We start from the raw sequence: 15,661 nt of genomic DNA, 5'->3' as shown, positions 1-15,661 counted from the left end.
AGGAGAAAATCAATGTTAGTCAGTAGACGAAAAGGTCATGCAGTAAATCATATGGTGAGAATCAACGGAAAACGAATCGATATCAAAGCATTAGAAAGAATCATGATGCTCCATTTTCATATAGAAGAATGTGCCTTGATTCCGAAAAAAAATAGGGAGGGTCATCTATCGCTTGTGCTGTTTGCGCAGGCAAAAGACCCTTCGCTGACAAGAGAAGATTTAATGACAGGCCCTCTTCAGCCTCACGAAGTGCCGTCGGTTCTCGTCTTATTACCTGCATTGCCAAAAACAGAAAGCGGTGCAGTCGATACAGAGGTGTTGCTCTCAATAGATGTGCTAGACGAAGAGGAAATGAGAAAGCTAGAGGAACGCGCCAGGGCCATCGAAGGTGTACAGGAGGCCGCTGTTTTGATCGTGAGTCAGACGGAAAAACAAACGCCATATCATCTAGACGATTTGTTTTCTGATAGGCATCTTACCCAAGGAAACGAACAGCCTGCAAAGGATCAAGTCGAAAACATGAGAGAATCAGCCGCTGATGAAAAACCGCTAGCACTTGTATACGGTGGCGATGTCATGGAAAAACCGGGTACACCTGTCACGCTGACAGAGGTGCTCATTAGGGCAGCATTTATGTCACCTGATCACGGAGTGACTTATATCAAAGAAGGAGGACAATCTGTTACCCAAACTTATCCTGAACTACTTACAGCCGCTGAACGTGTCCTGTCAGGGTTAAGGGCAGCAGGGCTGACAAATGGTGATCAAGTCTTACTTCAATTGAAAGACCATCAAGATTTTGTGACTGTGTTTTGGGGCTGTATTCTCGGGGGAATCATTCCGACACCTGTCTCTGTACCGCCTGTTTATGATGAAATGAATCAAGGGGTGAATAAGCTGAAGGGTGTGTTTCAGCTACAAAATGAACCTTTTATCATTACAAATGAAGCGAGTGCGGAGGGTATCGCCAGCCTGAGAGAGCAATTTGAATCGGAATCAATACCTATTTTAACGATTGAAACATTACTTGCTTGTGAACCGGATGAACAGCATTATGAACCTGAGGCAGATGAACCTGTGCTTCAACTGTTGTCTTCTGGAAGTACAGGTATGCCAAAATGTATCCGTCACAATCATCAAAGTATTTTAGCCAGAATCATCTCGTTTGAACAGGCAAATGGCTTTACGCAAAAGGATGTGTCACTCAACTGGATGCCGCTTGATCATGTAGGGGGCATTGTGATGTTTCATGTGCATGACGTCTATCTCGGCTGCCAGCAGATTAGTCCCTCCATTGATCAGTTTATCGAACGGCCAATGGTGTGGCTCGAGTGGGTGGAGAGATATGAAGTGACAAGAACATGGGCCCCAAACTTTGCCTTTGCCATGATGAATGAATATGAGGAAGAGATTCGCCGAGGAAGCTGGGATCTTTCTTCCCTCACATATATTATGAATGCCGCTGAAGCTGTTGTTCCAAAGGTTACGCGGCGATTCATGAACATCATGGGTCAACATGGATTGAGCCGTCATGTGATGGTGCCAGCTTACGGTATGTCAGAAACATCATCAGCTATCGTACAGTCGAAAGAATTTATGCGGCGTGAGGATAATGATGGACAGCTCACCGTTGATCAAACATCTTTAACTAGTGAGATTCAATATGTCACGCACGATCACTCCAACAAGATCACCTTTACAGAGGTAGGTGCACCGATTCCTTCAGTATGGATTCGGATAGTGGATGAGCATCATCAGGTGCTTCCAGAGGATCAAGTAGGGCGTTTGCAGGTGAAAAGTCCGACGATTATGATGGGCTACTATCAAAATGAGGAAGCCAATCAAGAGGTATTTGCAGAAAACGGCTGGTTTCACACGGGAGATTTAGGATTTATCCATGAAGGTCGTCTTGTGCTGACAGGAAGAGAGAAAGATATCATCGTCATTAACGGGGCCAACTATTTGAATTATGAAATTGAAGCCGTTGTGGAAGAGATTGATGGGGTCGAGGTGACCTTTGCCGCTGCATATGGTATTTACAATCCAGAATCAAGCAATGATACACTCGCCGTCTTTTTTGTCTCACAAAAGGAAACGTTAGAGGACAAGATCACGATCATCCAGCAGATCAGAGAGGCAATTATTCGGAAAATGGGGATAGAACCTGATCACATCATTCCAGTTGAAAAAGAACAATTTCCTAAAACAGAGAGCGGGAAAATTCAACGTGCCCAGCTTGGTGCGGCGCTCAAAGACGGTGTATTTCAAGACATTGAACGTGCACTTGATCTCGCTTCCCAAAATGAACAGACATTGCCGGATTGGTTTCATAAACGCATATGGACGAAGGAAAACATCGGGCCGTCTCAGGCAATTTCAGATCATCCAGTGCTCGTATTCGAGGATGAAAAAGGACTTTACCAACAGGTGTATACACAATTTAAACAAATGAATCAGCCGTATGTTTCTGTGAAAAAGGGACACGAATTTTTACGCTTATCAAAAGGATTGTATCAGATGAACCCGAGAATCAAGGGAGATTATGTAAGGCTCATTGCAGCTCTAGAAGCAGATGAGCTGAATATCAACCGAATTCTTCATATGTGGAACGTGACAGACAAGGAAGCCATTGTTAGCCTAGACCATTTCAAAGAGATGCACAGCACAAATCTATCCATTTTGTATTTATATCAAGCCCTTAGACAAGAAAACAAAGAACCTATACGTCTCGCTGTTGTGACAAAGGGTGGTCAATTTGTACATCAAACAGATGAGCTTCATGTAGAAAAAACAGCGCTTGTCGGTCTTTTGAAAACCATCCCGCAGGAATGGGAAGGGGCGCAAGTTTCTCATATTGATATTGAAGCGGAGGAGTATGGTCTAGATGCGGAGCGAATTGCAGCAGAGATGTCCACGATTCACATGAAGCCAGAGGTTGCTTATAGAAAGGAGCATCGACTCGTGCCAAAGCTAGAAAGAGTCGATATGATGCAAGCTCCTCAAACAGAGGAATTCTTTGAGTGTGGCAGTGTGTACTTGCTCACAGGCGGACTTGGCGGCATTGGATTTGAATTGTCCAAACATCTCCTTCCATTTGGACTAAAGCTTGTCTTGATTGGTCGGACTCGGCTTGAAGAAGACGAGGAAAAGAATGCGGCTTTCTCTCAGCTTACATTACTTGGAGACGTCATATATATTCAAGCAGATGTGACTGATGTATCCGAAGTAGAGCATGCCATTTATGAGGCAGAGAAACATTGGGGACATTCCATTCGCGGCGCGATTCATTTAGCCGGGTCAGGCAATGTGTCGGAGCATTTTCAGCACGCTCAAAAGTATACACTGGCTCAAACATCAGAAGAAGATTTCATGAAAGAAATAGGAGGGAAAGCGGAGGGTGCTTGGGTATTACAGGAAGTATTCAAGCACGATCCGACAGCCCCACTTATCTTTTTCGGATCAGTAAATGGTTTTTTTGGTGGTACAACATTTGGGGCATACTCTGCGGCAAACAGCTTTTTAGACGGGTTGGCACATACGCTTACCTTCAATGAAGGAAGAAGAGCGATTTGTTTGAATTTCAGCATGTGGGATAACCTTGGTCTGTCCAAGGGACATACTGCTGCTGAGCTAACAGTTCGAAAGGGCTTTCAACTAATAGGGAAAAAACAAGGCTTATCTTCATTATGTCTAGGTGTTCGGCTGCATGAAGCCCATCTATTTATCGGTCTAGATCGCACCAATCAAAATATAGCCAAACAGCTTCAACCCGTTCCGATGCCTCATTTTGAAAGAAAGCTATATTATACGGTGCAAACCGGTCAAACGCCTCATCTCTATGACATATCAGACCTAACAGAGGGTGACTGGGATACTAGACAAGTGCCAGATATACCGAAAAAAACAGATGGGTCCATTGATTATGAAGCTTTAAAGCTACTCGATCAAAAGGCAGAAAACCGGCGTGAAAAACGATTGCCTGAAACGAAAACAGAGCAGCTTCTTGCGACCATTTGGGAGGACATATTAAAAGTAGATCGTGTGTATGCAGAGGATCAATTTTTCGATCTTGGTGGTCATTCCTTAAAGGCCACACAAACGATCTCTCGCATCAACCATGAATGTTCAATTAAAGCGCCATTAAAGATTTTGTTTGAAAGCAGGAATTTGGCTCATTTGGCGCAAATGGTAGACGAACTTAAAGGTACACCAGCTGTCAAAGAAGCTATGATTCCGAAGCTGGAAAAGCAAACAAGCTATGAACTGTCACATGCCCAGCAGCGTATCTGGTTCCTGTCTACACTAGAAAAAAGCCATCATTATAATATATTAGGCGCTTGGAAGCTGACGGGGCGTTTGAACATTCAAGCACTTACGAAGGCGATTGGTCTTTTAACCAAACGACATGAGGCTTTGCGGGCAACGTTTCAGTCGCTAGGCGGCAAGCCCGTTCAACTCATTCAAGAAAACCTTCCGCCATCTGTGACAGTGGCAAATTTCTCATTATTTAATGAAAACACAAGAGCGAGAAGGCTTGAACAGCTCATTCAGCAGGAAGCCAATCGCATCTATAATTTAGAGAGAGGACCGCTTGCGCAATGGACCATTGTAGTTATGGGCAAAGAGGAATATTACCTGCTTTGCGGCCAGCATCATATTATTTCTGATGCATGGTCTCTTAGTCTCATGATTCAAGAATTAGAAGTTGTCTATAAAGCACTGTTGGCAGAAAGAGAGCCTCAGCTACCGGCGCTTGACATTGAATGGACAGATTACATTCACTGGCAAAATGAACAATTAAAGAACAATCAGAATGACCGAGCATACTGGCTTGAAGCCTTGCAGGGGGAGTTGCCAATTTTAGAGCTTCCATTTGACCGCCCTCGTCCGCCGGTTCAAACATTTCATGGGGCTACAGAACAAATGGTGCTTGATGAAACGCTTGTTCGCCGCTTGCAGGCATTATCAAAGCAACAGGGAACGACACTGTTCATGACCATGCTGTCAGCCTATTATGTGCTGCTTCACAAGCTGTCAGGACAAACGGATGTGATCGTTGGTTCTCCAATAGCAGGACGAGAGATTGAACAGACAGAGCCACTGGTTGGCATGTTTGTGAATACACTAGCACTTAGACAAGATGTATCAAAAACATCCACATTTGCAGACTTATTGAATAAGGTGAAAGAGATGACCTTAAAAGCCTTTGAGCATCAGCATTACCCTTTTGACAAGCTTGTGGATGAACTCGCCATTGATAGAGAATTAAGTCGTTCACCTATCTTCCAAGTCGCCATGGGATATGTGACTGACTCGTTAGATGTGAACTTAAAAGGGCTTGCATCAGAAAGTGTCATGGTCAACCATACAGTATCAAAATTTGATCTCACCCTGCATTTATTTGAACAGGCAGACAAGCTGTCCATTCATGTGGAATATAACACGGATTTATTTGATCAAGAGACGATTCATCGTTATATGACATATTATCTGCACATCTTAGATGGAATGACGAATCAGCCTGAACGAACCTTTGCCGATTTTTGCTTAATGGATCAGGCAGAACAGAACGCCATGGTTGTAGAAAAAAACCAAACAGAAACGCCTTATCCAAAACGTACACTTCAAGAGCTTTTTGAAGAACAGGTCAATCGGGGTCCGCAGCGGATTGCCTTGTCATATTTAGAAGAGACAATGACATATCAAACTTTGAATGAGAAGGCAACAAAGCTTGCTGGGTATTTGCAATCACAAGGGATTGGACCGGGGGCGCTTGTGCCCATGCTCTTTGATCGTTCATTTGAAATGGTTGTCGCTGTTCTTGGCATTATCAAGTCTGGAGCTGCATACGTTCCGATGTCACCTGATTATCCAGATGCGCGTATTCGTCTCATCATCAGTGATACGAAAAGTCATGTGATCTTAACCCAGTCCCATCTCGCCAGTCGTCTGGCTGGTCTTGCCAGCTCCATCATTGTAATGGACGAGCCTTTACCAGAAGAGGATGCAGTGTACAAAAAAGAGAAATCAGTGGTAGGGGAACATCAACTGGCTTATGTCAACTACACGTCAGGGTCTACAGGCACGCCAAAAGGCGTCATGCTTCCGCATGGAGGGGTGGTCCGTTTAGTCAAAGAGACCAACTATATAGAACTGGGTCCAGAGGATAAAATGCTTCAACTATCAAACTATGCATTTGATGCCTTTACATTTGAATTATGGGGAATGTTGCTAAATGGCGGTCAGCTGATTTTGATCCCAAAATATGCAGCACTGAATATGGATGAATTAACGCAGTTGATCAAAACGCATCAAGTGACAGCCAACTGTCTGCCAACCGCATTATTTAATCGTCTTGTGGAGCATGACCCAAAAAGTGTGGCAGGCTATCGCACATTACTTGTTGGCGGAGAAGCCATGTCGAGTGAGCATGCCCGAAAGGCATTGCCGCATATGAAAGGTGTCCTCATCAATGCATACGGTCCAACAGAGAATACCACATTAGCGACGACTCATCAGGTGACACATCTGCCAGATGATGCGAGATCCATTCCGATTGGTGTCCCAGTGGCAAACTCAACTGTCGTGATACTAGATGAATACCTAATGCCAGTCCCAGTTGGAATCAAGGGTGAGATTTATATTGGCGGGGCAGGACTTGCAAAAGGATATCTCCATGACCCAGATCGGACGAAGGAACGGTTTATAGACAATCCATTTCCCGCATTAAAAGGAGACAAGCTGTATCAATCAGGTGATCTAGGCAAATGGCGGTCTGATGGCAGCATTGAATATATAGGACGAACAGATAACTTGGTGAAAATTAGAGGCTATCGCATTGAATGTGGGGAAATTGAGACAGCCTTGCTTAAACACCCACAAGTAAAAGAATGTACGGTGATTGCAAAAGCATATGGCAGTTCAAAACGGTTGGCAGCCTATCTTGTCACAGATGGGGAAAAACCTGTCCCTGGCTGGAAAGCTTTCTTACAGGAAAGCCTACCAAACTATATGATTCCAAGTTACTTTGTTGAGCTCGATTCGATTCCGGTGACAACGAACGGAAAAGTAGATCAAAAAGCGCTGCCAGAGCCGACTGAAAGGGTTTCTTCTTTCCATGAAGATGACAAACCGGCAACCGAGCTTGAACAACGCATTGTCACCGCCTTCCAAGAAGTGCTTGGTGTCAAACAGCTAGGCGCAAATGATTCATTCTTTGATTTAGGCGGAGATTCCATCATGAGTATTCAAGCTGTCGCCAAACTAAAAGAAAAAGGGATAAGCGTTGATCCAAAGTGGGTATTCATGCACCCAGCCCCAGCTCAGCTAGCAGCTTATATCAATACATTACCGGAGCAAGGAGAGAGTGTAGAGAGGCAGCCGAAGGACTATGTGATCGAGCTGAAAAAAGGTGATCCAGCCGAACCAAGTATTTTCTTCGCACCGCCTGCTGGGGGGACGGTCATGGGGTATATAGATGTCGCCAAGCTAATGACGCATCAAGGAGCGGTGTACGCACTTCAGTCTCCTGGCTTATATGAGGATGAAGAACCGCAATTCCTTCATTATTCTGAGCTGGTCTCCATCTTCATCGAAGCGATCGAAGCATTCTATCGACCAGGCATAGACTACCTTGCAGGACATTCCATGGGAGGGCATCTTGCATATGGGATGAGCCAGCGGCTATCTCATGCAGGAAAAATGCCGAAAGGGCTGATTATTTTAGATACGGTCCCTGTGCTGAGAGATGAGGCAGATCAAGCACTCCATGCCGATATGAGCGAAGAAGAAGTGAAAATGCTTGCGCTCGTCCTTGGAATGGGGAATCTTGTCGGAATAAAGCCAGAAGTTTTACAAGGGCTAAGCTTCCAAGAAGTGAAGCAGAAAATACTCAAAGAAGCAGAAAAAGATGAAGTGGTTCATCAATTTATGAATGATCAATATTTAGATAAATACTTGCAAATGCAAACACATAATACGATTATGTCACAAGCCATTGAATTAGAAAAAGAACCATTCACTGTGCCGTTTTATATTGTACAAAGCAGTGAGCACGCCACAGATTTCCAGAAGAAGTTTGCCGACTGGGAGGCTTATACGAAAGGGTCGTGCTCGTATTATCACATCAAAGGCGACCATGTCACCATGATGAAAAGACCACAGGCGGATGAACTTGCACAGATTCTTCAAACAATTATAAAGGGGTAAGGACGTATGAATCAGTTATTTAAAACCTTTGAAAAAAAACCAGAATGCATTCAGCTCATCTGTTTTCCTTTTGCAGGCGGATATTCCGCCTCCTACCGACCGCTTTTCGAACAACTAAGGGGTACTGCTGAAGTAACAGCGGCAGAGCCCCCAGGTCATGGAACTAATTTGATGCCGCTTGAATCAAGCATTGATCGGCTGGCCGATTTGTATAAAGAAGGATTAAAGAACAGACTGAACCGTCCATTTATCTTATTTGGACATTCAATGGGAGGGCTTGTGGTCTACAGGCTAACACAAAAGCTAGAAAAAGAAGGCATCTATCCCGCAGCGGTGGTGATTTCGGCTATTCAGCCGCCACAAACGAAAAGACAGCTTCTAACCCACTTGTCAGATGAGGTATTTGTTCAGCATATTGCGGATATGGGTGGTATCCCAAAGGAATTATTGGAAAATAAGCCAATGATGGATTACTTTACACCATCATTACGTGCGGATTATCAAGCATTGGAAACCTTTCAACATACAGACAAAACCATCATTGAGTCACCGGTTTATTTATTGAATGGACGAGAAGATGATCAATGCATGAAAGATGCAAACGGCTGGTTAAAATGGGCAAAGACGACGATCAAACGTACAGATTTTAACGGAGGTCACATGTATATCAACACAGAATTGCAACCATTCGCTGAACGAATGAGAGATATCATTGAGCATGCGACTGGCACTCATCTGATCAAAAAATAAGATAAGACGGCCCTCCTCATATTGGGCCGTCTTTTTGCGAAATGAATAATACAATATATGAAGAGACTCTTTCTTATTTAGGAGGAATCTGAAATGAACGAGTAGGGCATTAGAGTATGTAAAAATATTGGAAATAATTCACTAAAGAAAAAACTTCGTTCTAAATGAGCAATGAACCGCGCCATGACATGTCCTATTCTTCAATCAACGCTTGGCATGTCAAAGAAGAACAATTACCACGTGGTGTTTAATTGCTAAAGAGATCACTCTAGCAAATCACACCAATTTACATGCGAGACAGCACCTCTGAGCAGGTGAGCGTCTCTATTTTTTCTGTGAAAATGGGTTTTCTAGAGCACACCGCCATTTGATAGGCGGGATCAAGCGAGAACGTTTTGACATAGCAAGGTGGTTCATGCGCAGGTAATGTCAAAGAAGCCTGTCCATCAGCCGATAGGCGAGCTGTAAAGGACGAGAGACCATAGGATAATCCCTTACCCGTCATCTTGATAAAAGCTTCCTTCATAGACCAGAGATGAAAGAAGTAGGCTTCTTGTTGTTCAGCCGGTTTTGAGAGTAAATCGGTATATTCTTCAGGCGAAAAAAATCGTTTGGCAATCGCCAGATCAATCGGTTTTATCTCTTCAATATCAATGCCGACGGGTGCATCATCTACTGCACACACAATCCAATCGCCAGAATGAGAAAGGTTAAAATGAAACGATGGAATCTGTCGTACGACAGGCTTTCCATTTTCCTCTGTGTCAAAAGCAATCTGATCGATAGGAGTGCCGTGCATGTGATGAATGATTTGACGAATCAACACCTCACCTAACAGCGTTCTTCTTGCATCATTAAGAAAGCGAAAGCGTTCAGCAGTTGCTTGCTTTTCAGGCGACACAAAGGGTTTCAACCGGTCAAGTTGTTCACGTGCTTTTTTTTCATCTAAGTGTTGTAATTGAATAGCAAAAATCTTCATAAAGTACCTCAATTTTTTACATTTAGTGTACCACCTGACGTCGACTGTTCGCAAAGATCATAAAAAAGGCATATACTCTGCTGTCTTTTTACATCTGTTTGATGACCACAACACCATTCCCATTTCGGACCCACTGTACGTTCAAATAAATAACCATGTGGTGGAAGGTAATACCGTATTATAGAAATCAATAAATACGCCAATCAGCACCATATTGAGTAAAGCACCGATCTTTGGAAATGATTTTATGAAAACTGATGTTAGTGTCACAATCAGTGCACCAATAATGATGGACCACTGTCCAATCGTGAGTCCAAAGTGCTGAAACAGTCTGTAGTGGAAAGCGTCCCAAGGACCAATCCCAAGGATTTTTCCTTTCACTGTCAGCGAAAGCCCAAAAGCAAGTACAATCAACCAACAAAATGAAAAACCAACGTAAAAGATGTTCCCGCTTCAACACTCGATTTCCAATCGTAACATACGCTCACGCCCCTTTAAATAGTTGCGTGAAATTGTAAACGCTTACTTCAAAAAGATCAAAAAACTGCTCCCATCACATGAGAGCAGCCTTATTTGATCATACAGGATTCAAAATTCGATTTAAAAATTGTTTGGTTCGTTCTTCCTTTGGTTGTTTTAATATTTCGTTTGGAGGCCCCTGTTCGACAATGACGCCATCATCAATAAAGATCACTTCGTCTGCCACCTCTTGGGCGAACTTGATTTCATGTGTGACAACCACCATGGTCCAGCCTTCTTTCGCAAGATCCTTCATGACCTTTAGCACTTCACCGACGAGCTCAGGATCAAGCGCTGAGGTTGGCTCATCAAAGAGCATAAGTTCTGGCTGGATGGCAAGTGCTCGGGCAATGCCGACACGTTGCTTTTGACCGCCTGAAAGCTGGAATGGATATAAATCCTTTTTATCTTCAAGTCCAACCTTATGCAAAAGCTGTATGGCTTCTTTTCGAACCGTCTCTTTCGAACGACCCTGTACTTGGACAGGACCTTCCATCACATTCTCAAGAACAGTACGATGTGGAAACAAGTGATAATCTTGAAAAACCATCCCTGACTTCCGCCGCAGTTTAAGCAGATCTGCTTGTTTATTCTTTTTAGAAAAATCAATCGAAAAATCATCGAAGGTTAAGGAGCCGCCATTTGGTATTTCAAGTGCATTTAAACAACGGAGCATGGTCGTTTTTCCTGAACCTGATGGACCAAGGATGGCCACAACCTGTCCTTTGTTGATTGTAAAATCAATTGACTTTAAAATCTCATTTTCACCAAAGGATTTCTTTAAGCCTTTGACTGTTAGCATGTCGTTCCCTCCTTACCTTGCGACATAACGATCAAGTCGTTTTTCAATTTGGTGCTGAACGAGCGATAGAATGAAGCAGAATATCCAATAGATCAGGGCTGCTTCCATATAAATGAACAAAATTTGATCCAAGTTCGCCGCGGCGATTTCCTGTGATTTACGGAAAAGCTCTGCGACTAGAATTTGCGATGCAAGGGACGTATCCTTTACTAAGCTAATAAATGAATTAGATAGCGGTGGAATCGACACACGCACTGCCTGCGGCAAAATGACACGGACGAGCGTTTTGCGATGGGTCATCCCAATGGAATAACCAGCTTCCCATTGTCCTTTTGGAACAGAAAGCACAGATGCACGAATAATCTCCGAAGCATACGCGCCTACATTTAATGAAAAAGCAATAATGGCACTTGGAAATGGATCAATTGTAATATTGAATGTCGGAAAGAAATAGAAAATAATGAACAATTGCACAAAAAGCGGTGTTCCACGAACAGCCGACACATAAATAGAGAAAATCCATCTGAGCACTTTGATCTTAGACATTCTAGCAAGGGCTGTCACAAGCGCAATAAAAAGACCAATAATAAAGGCAATGATGGCCAAGGGAATTGTATAATCAATTCCCTGTGTCATCATTGGCCAAAAAGATTGCTGAAGAAGATCCCACGGAATGACGACCCCCAGGATATTATTTTGTAACATCTTCACCAAACCATTTCTTTGAAATCTTTGCTAGTGTACCGTCTTTCTTCATTTCTTTTAAAGCACTGTTCACTTTATCAACGACTTCGCCGCTGCCTTTTCTGAAGGCAAAATATGTTTCCTGAGGATCTCCTGTTTCGAAAGCAATTTTTAGGTTTTTATTTCCGCTTGTTTTCAAGTAATTCAACACAGCAAGTTTGTCATTAAACGTGAGATCAGCACGTCCTTGCTGAATCAATTGAATGGATTGTGCCAGACCTTCAACGCCTTCAATCTTAGCGCCTGCATCAGTTGCAAGCTTATTGTAGTTACTTGTTAAAGATTGTGCAGCTTTCTTCCCTTTGACATCAGATAGCTTTTGAATGTCATTGTTATCTGATTTTGTCACAACAACCGCTTGAGACGTTGTGTATTTATCAGAGAAGTCATATTGATTTTCGCGTCCAGTTTTACCAACTTGGTTCGCAACCACATCAAAACGTTTCGAATTTAGCCCGGCAAACATGCTGTCCCATTGTGTTTCTTTGAATTCTGGTTTTAAGTCAAGGCGTTTTGCGACTTCTGTAATGACTTCAACATCATAGCCAGTCAATTTATCTGTCTTTTTGTCATGGAATGTGAAAGGAGCGTAAGTACCTTCTGTTCCAATGGTTAATACGCCTTTATCCTGAATGGATTTCCAAAGGTCACCTGATTCTTTAGACGCAGATTGTTTATTCGTGTTGTCATTTGCATGAGATCCACATGCAGTGATAAGTGCAAAGCAAGCGCCTAACATAATGGCAAAGAATATTTTCTTCATTTTATTCCCCACTTTTCTTGTTGGTATTTACAACATATGATCTTACAGAGAAGCAACCTAAAAGTAAAGCATTTGAAATTATCTTGAGCGAATCTCTTCAACTTTATGCCCGAAACCCATTTCTTTCAAACTTGATCTGTCTTGAAAGTCCTCATTTTTTCATTTGTTTGAACATTATTAAAATAAAGAATTTGATTCAGTGACCATAGAAGGAAGCATATTTATTATAAAAGATGTATAATTAATAGGTTGTTTTGAAATTGGAATGAATCCATGGAGACATGTTTTGATACTAGAGCATCTTAGAAGAAGGAGGGCATTATGGTGGATGTTGGACAAAATCAGCCGGAACAATTGAAAAGGGCGATGACCTCCCGCCATTTATTTATGATTTCACTTGGCGGTGTCATTGGGACAGGCTTTTTCTTAGGAACTGGTTTTACAATTGGACAAGCAGGTCCAGTCGGAGCCGTTCTTTCTTATATTGTGGGCGGATTAATTATGTATTTAACCATGCTTTGTCTTGGTGAGCTGTCAGTCGCACTCCCTGTATCGGGTTCGTTTCATACGTATGCGACAAAATTTGTGAGTCCAGCGGCTGGATTCGCTGTAGGGTGGATTTATTGGCTTGGCTGGGCGGCGACAGTAGCGCTAGAATTTTTATCTGCAGGACAGCTTATGAAGCGATGGTTCCCGCATGTGGATGTGTGGATTTGGTGTTTCGTATTTGGGCTATTTCTTTTCTTATTAAATGCTAGTTCTGCTAAAGCGTTCGGGGAGTCGGAGTTTTTCTTTTCGACGATTAAGATCGTAGCCATCTTATTATTTATTGGACTTGGTGGAGCGGCAATGTTTGGTTTGATTCAAACGACTGGCGGAGAGCCAGCGCCTTATTTTAGCCATTTTATGAGTGATGGTTTATTTCCAAATGGGTTCCTAGCTGTTGTGGTCACGATGATTACGGTAAACTTTGCTTTTCAGGGAACGGAGCTCATTGGGATAGCCGCAGGAGAGAGTGAGAATCCTGAGAAAACTGTACCACGCTCCATTCATCAGACGGTTTGGCGGACGCTCGTCTTTTTCGTTTTATCTGTCTTCGTTTTAGCCGGCATGGTCCCATGGAAGGAAGCCAGTGTGTTAGAAAGTCCGTTTGTGACGGTATTTTCGCGAATTGGGTTACCTTTTGCAGCCGACATTATGAACTTTGTCATTTTAATTGCTTTATTATCTGTTGCGAACTCTGGGTTGTATGCGTCGACGAGAATGCTATACTCCTTATCGAAGGAAGGAATGGCAGGAAAGATCTTCAAACGAGTCAATCAGCGCGGTATCCCGATGAATGCGTTGCTTCTCACATTCTTATTTACGGGCATTTCATTGTTATCTGGTTTCTTTGCAGAGGAAACCGTATTTGTATGGATTGTTTCAATTGCCGGTATGAGTGCACAAGCTGGCTGGATTACAATCACATTATCTCAACTGCTCTTCCGCAGAAAGTACCTGAAAGCAGGCGGAAAGCTAGAAAATTTAAAATTTAAAACACCGCTTTATCCGTTTCTGCCGATCATTGCGATCACGCTTAACACAATTGTTTTAATCAGCCTTGCCTTTGATCCAGAGCAGCGCATCGGCTTATATGTCGGCGTACCGCTGATGATCATTGGTTATGTCGTCTATCATTGCTATATCAAAAAACATCAGCCGAAAAGTGAACCGCTCAAGCTACAAATACGCGGAGATGAAGAGATCAGATTTTAAACTAATAAAGAAAATTTAATATAGCCTAATTAGACGAACCTAAAATTATGAGACACTCTAGAACACCTTTGACATAACACTAAATGTCAAAGGTGTTCTTTTTGGTATTATTGAAAAATGATGTTGTTCAAGTCAATGATAAATGGGTAAAAAAGGATTAGTTACCAAAAAATGTGAATGAGTGTTTTTTAATACTCACATATTTTGTCTTCACACTCAGGCTTTTCGATTGCATCCACAGTGAAAGATATAATTTTGTTATTACCTTTATCATAGATTCCCCATATTTCTTTTTTTACATTTCCATTGAGATAACCATTAATTTCAATGCCGCCCATTGGGTTTACCTCATAATCATTAGTGTAATCAATTCGTTCAATCTCTTTATAGTTTGTTTTAATAAAGTCAGTCATTCTTTTTTTAGCCAAAGAGTACAATTCTTCCTTTTTCTGAGTTTCTTGCGCTTCCATTTTGTTGTCGTGTTGTTCCTTCATGTAAAGTCCTGCAAGTGTTATAAGAGTCAGAGTAGTAAGTATAATTATGTTTTTTTTTTTCATTAAATCATCCTTTTGGCAGTAAAATAAGAGTGGATTCATATATTTTGTTTAGCATTGAATTAACTGTGGAGAAGATGTTTCTTTCAATTGTTTTGATACTTGTGGCATTTATTCTTGATAAGGTATGGAGAAAGCATAAAGACCCTTCACCATAGTGTAGAGGGGATGTATACTCAATACTCACATACTTTATCTTCGCATCCAGGTTTTGGTTCAGCATCAATTCTAGTCAAGCCTATTTTATTATTGCTGTGATCATATAGCCCCCAGAAATGTTCTTTCTTTTCTCCGTAGGTACCTTCCACTGAAATTCCACCCAATGGATCTATTTCGTAATCATTTGAAAAGTTAATTGGATTAACATTACTATAGTTAGCTTTAAGATAATCATTCATTCTTTTTTTTGCTTTCTCAAATAACTTAACTTCTTGGGCTTTTGCTTCCACTTCCCGATTTTCATCATATTTATGTTTCATATATAGCCCCCCAAGTGTTAAAATAACAATTGTTATAATTAAGGTAATTATTGGTTTCTTCATAAAACCATCCTTTCCACCTTTTATTTTACAATAGGGCAGGGG

At 42.1% G+C, this 15,661-nt stretch carries 9 protein-coding genes and 1 pseudogene; 3 read left to right on the top strand and 7 right to left on the bottom strand.

Going from position 1 to position 15,661, the window contains the following annotated elements; all coding sequences use genetic code 11:
* Positions 1–12: 12 nt before the first annotated feature.
* Together ABVJ71_RS09570 and ABVJ71_RS09565 are read left to right on the top strand one after the other, a co-directional pair.
* Positions 13–8,208 carry an amino acid adenylation domain-containing protein gene (locus ABVJ71_RS09570; RefSeq protein WP_353853825.1) on the top strand — a complete coding sequence of 2,732 codons (8,196 nt, stop codon included), beginning with the start codon at positions 13–15 and terminating at the stop codon, positions 8,206–8,208.
* Positions 8,209–8,214: 6 nt separating this feature from the next.
* The gene (locus ABVJ71_RS09565; protein WP_353853824.1) at positions 8,215–8,958 is read left to right on the top strand and encodes an alpha/beta fold hydrolase; all 744 of its coding nucleotides are present in this window, start codon (positions 8,215–8,217) and stop codon (positions 8,956–8,958) included.
* A gap of 286 nt (positions 8,959–9,244) precedes the next feature.
* Here the strand turns inward: ABVJ71_RS09565 and ABVJ71_RS09560 are convergent, their stop codons facing one another.
* The 5 genes and pseudogenes from ABVJ71_RS09560 to tcyA form a co-directional block, all read right to left on the bottom strand.
* Entirely contained in the window at positions 9,245–9,937 is a 693-nt protein-coding gene (locus tag ABVJ71_RS09560; RefSeq protein WP_353853823.1) for a 4'-phosphopantetheinyl transferase superfamily protein, read from the bottom strand.
* A gap of 156 nt (positions 9,938–10,093) precedes the next feature.
* Positions 10,094–10,394, bottom strand: a pseudogene (locus tag ABVJ71_RS09555) (YitT family protein); the annotation flags it as partial.
* 120 nt (positions 10,395–10,514) lie between these two features.
* The gene (locus ABVJ71_RS09550) at positions 10,515–11,258 is read right to left on the bottom strand and encodes an amino acid ABC transporter ATP-binding protein (RefSeq protein ID WP_353853822.1); all 744 of its coding nucleotides are present in this window, start codon (positions 11,256–11,258) and stop codon (positions 10,515–10,517) included.
* Between the two features lie 12 nt (positions 11,259–11,270).
* On the bottom strand, positions 11,271–11,963 hold the full coding sequence (locus ABVJ71_RS09545; protein ID WP_353853821.1) for an amino acid ABC transporter permease: 693 nt from the start codon (positions 11,961–11,963) through the stop codon (positions 11,271–11,273).
* Positions 11,950–12,765: a cystine ABC transporter substrate-binding lipoprotein TcyA gene (gene tcyA / locus ABVJ71_RS09540; RefSeq protein ID WP_353853820.1), complete on the bottom strand. Its 816-nt coding sequence runs from the start codon at positions 12,763–12,765 to the stop codon at positions 11,950–11,952. The genes ABVJ71_RS09545 and tcyA overlap by 14 nt, the downstream gene beginning before the upstream one ends.
* A 321-nt stretch (positions 12,766–13,086) precedes the next feature.
* On the opposite strand from tcyA, the gene ABVJ71_RS09535 reads away from it, so the two are divergent.
* Complete coding sequence (locus tag ABVJ71_RS09535) at positions 13,087–14,523, top strand: amino acid permease (protein ID WP_353853819.1); 1,437 nt, start codon at positions 13,087–13,089, stop codon at positions 14,521–14,523.
* A 188-nt stretch (positions 14,524–14,711) separates the two neighbouring features.
* Here ABVJ71_RS09535 and ABVJ71_RS09530 read toward each other — a convergent pair whose 3' ends face one another.
* Together ABVJ71_RS09530 and ABVJ71_RS09525 are read right to left on the bottom strand one after the other, a co-directional pair.
* Entirely contained in the window at positions 14,712–15,080 is a 369-nt protein-coding gene (locus ABVJ71_RS09530; protein ID WP_353853818.1) for a DUF1433 domain-containing protein, read from the bottom strand.
* Positions 15,081–15,253: 173 nt separating this feature from the next.
* Positions 15,254–15,619, bottom strand: a complete 366-nt coding sequence (locus tag ABVJ71_RS09525; protein ID WP_353853817.1) for a hypothetical protein — start codon at positions 15,617–15,619, stop codon at positions 15,254–15,256.
* Positions 15,620–15,661: the final 42 nt, after the last annotated feature.

The organism is Bacillus sp. Bos-x628, assembly GCF_040500475.1.
Taxonomy (GTDB): Bacteria; Bacillota; Bacilli; order Bacillales; family Bacillaceae; genus Bacillus; species Bacillus maqinnsis.
This window is presented reverse-complemented; position numbering and strand designations above follow the sequence as displayed.

What these genes read in the sequence shown, in the direction of transcription:
- ABVJ71_RS09565 (WP_353853824.1), top strand. Translation starts at nt 8,215, where the DNA reads ATGAATCAGTTATTTAAAACCTTTGAAAAAAAACCAGAATGCATTCAG.
- ABVJ71_RS09535 (WP_353853819.1), top strand. Translation starts at nt 13,087, where the DNA reads ATGGTGGATGTTGGACAAAATCAGCCGGAACAATTGAAAAGGGCGATG.
- ABVJ71_RS09560 (WP_353853823.1), bottom strand. Translation starts at nt 9,937, where the DNA reads ATGAAGATTTTTGCTATTCAATTACAACACTTAGATGAAAAAAAAGCA.
- ABVJ71_RS09525 (WP_353853817.1), bottom strand. Translation starts at nt 15,619, where the DNA reads ATGAAGAAACCAATAATTACCTTAATTATAACAATTGTTATTTTAACA.
- ABVJ71_RS09545 (WP_353853821.1), bottom strand. Translation starts at nt 11,963, where the DNA reads ATGTTACAAAATAATATCCTGGGGGTCGTCATTCCGTGGGATCTTCTT.
- ABVJ71_RS09530 (WP_353853818.1), bottom strand. Translation starts at nt 15,080, where the DNA reads ATGAAAAAAAAAAACATAATTATACTTACTACTCTGACTCTTATAACA.
- ABVJ71_RS09550 (WP_353853822.1), bottom strand. Translation starts at nt 11,258, where the DNA reads ATGCTAACAGTCAAAGGCTTAAAGAAATCCTTTGGTGAAAATGAGATT.
- tcyA (WP_353853820.1), bottom strand. Translation starts at nt 12,765, where the DNA reads ATGAAGAAAATATTCTTTGCCATTATGTTAGGCGCTTGCTTTGCACTT.
- ABVJ71_RS09570 (WP_353853825.1), top strand. Translation starts at nt 13, where the DNA reads ATGTTAGTCAGTAGACGAAAAGGTCATGCAGTAAATCATATGGTGAGA.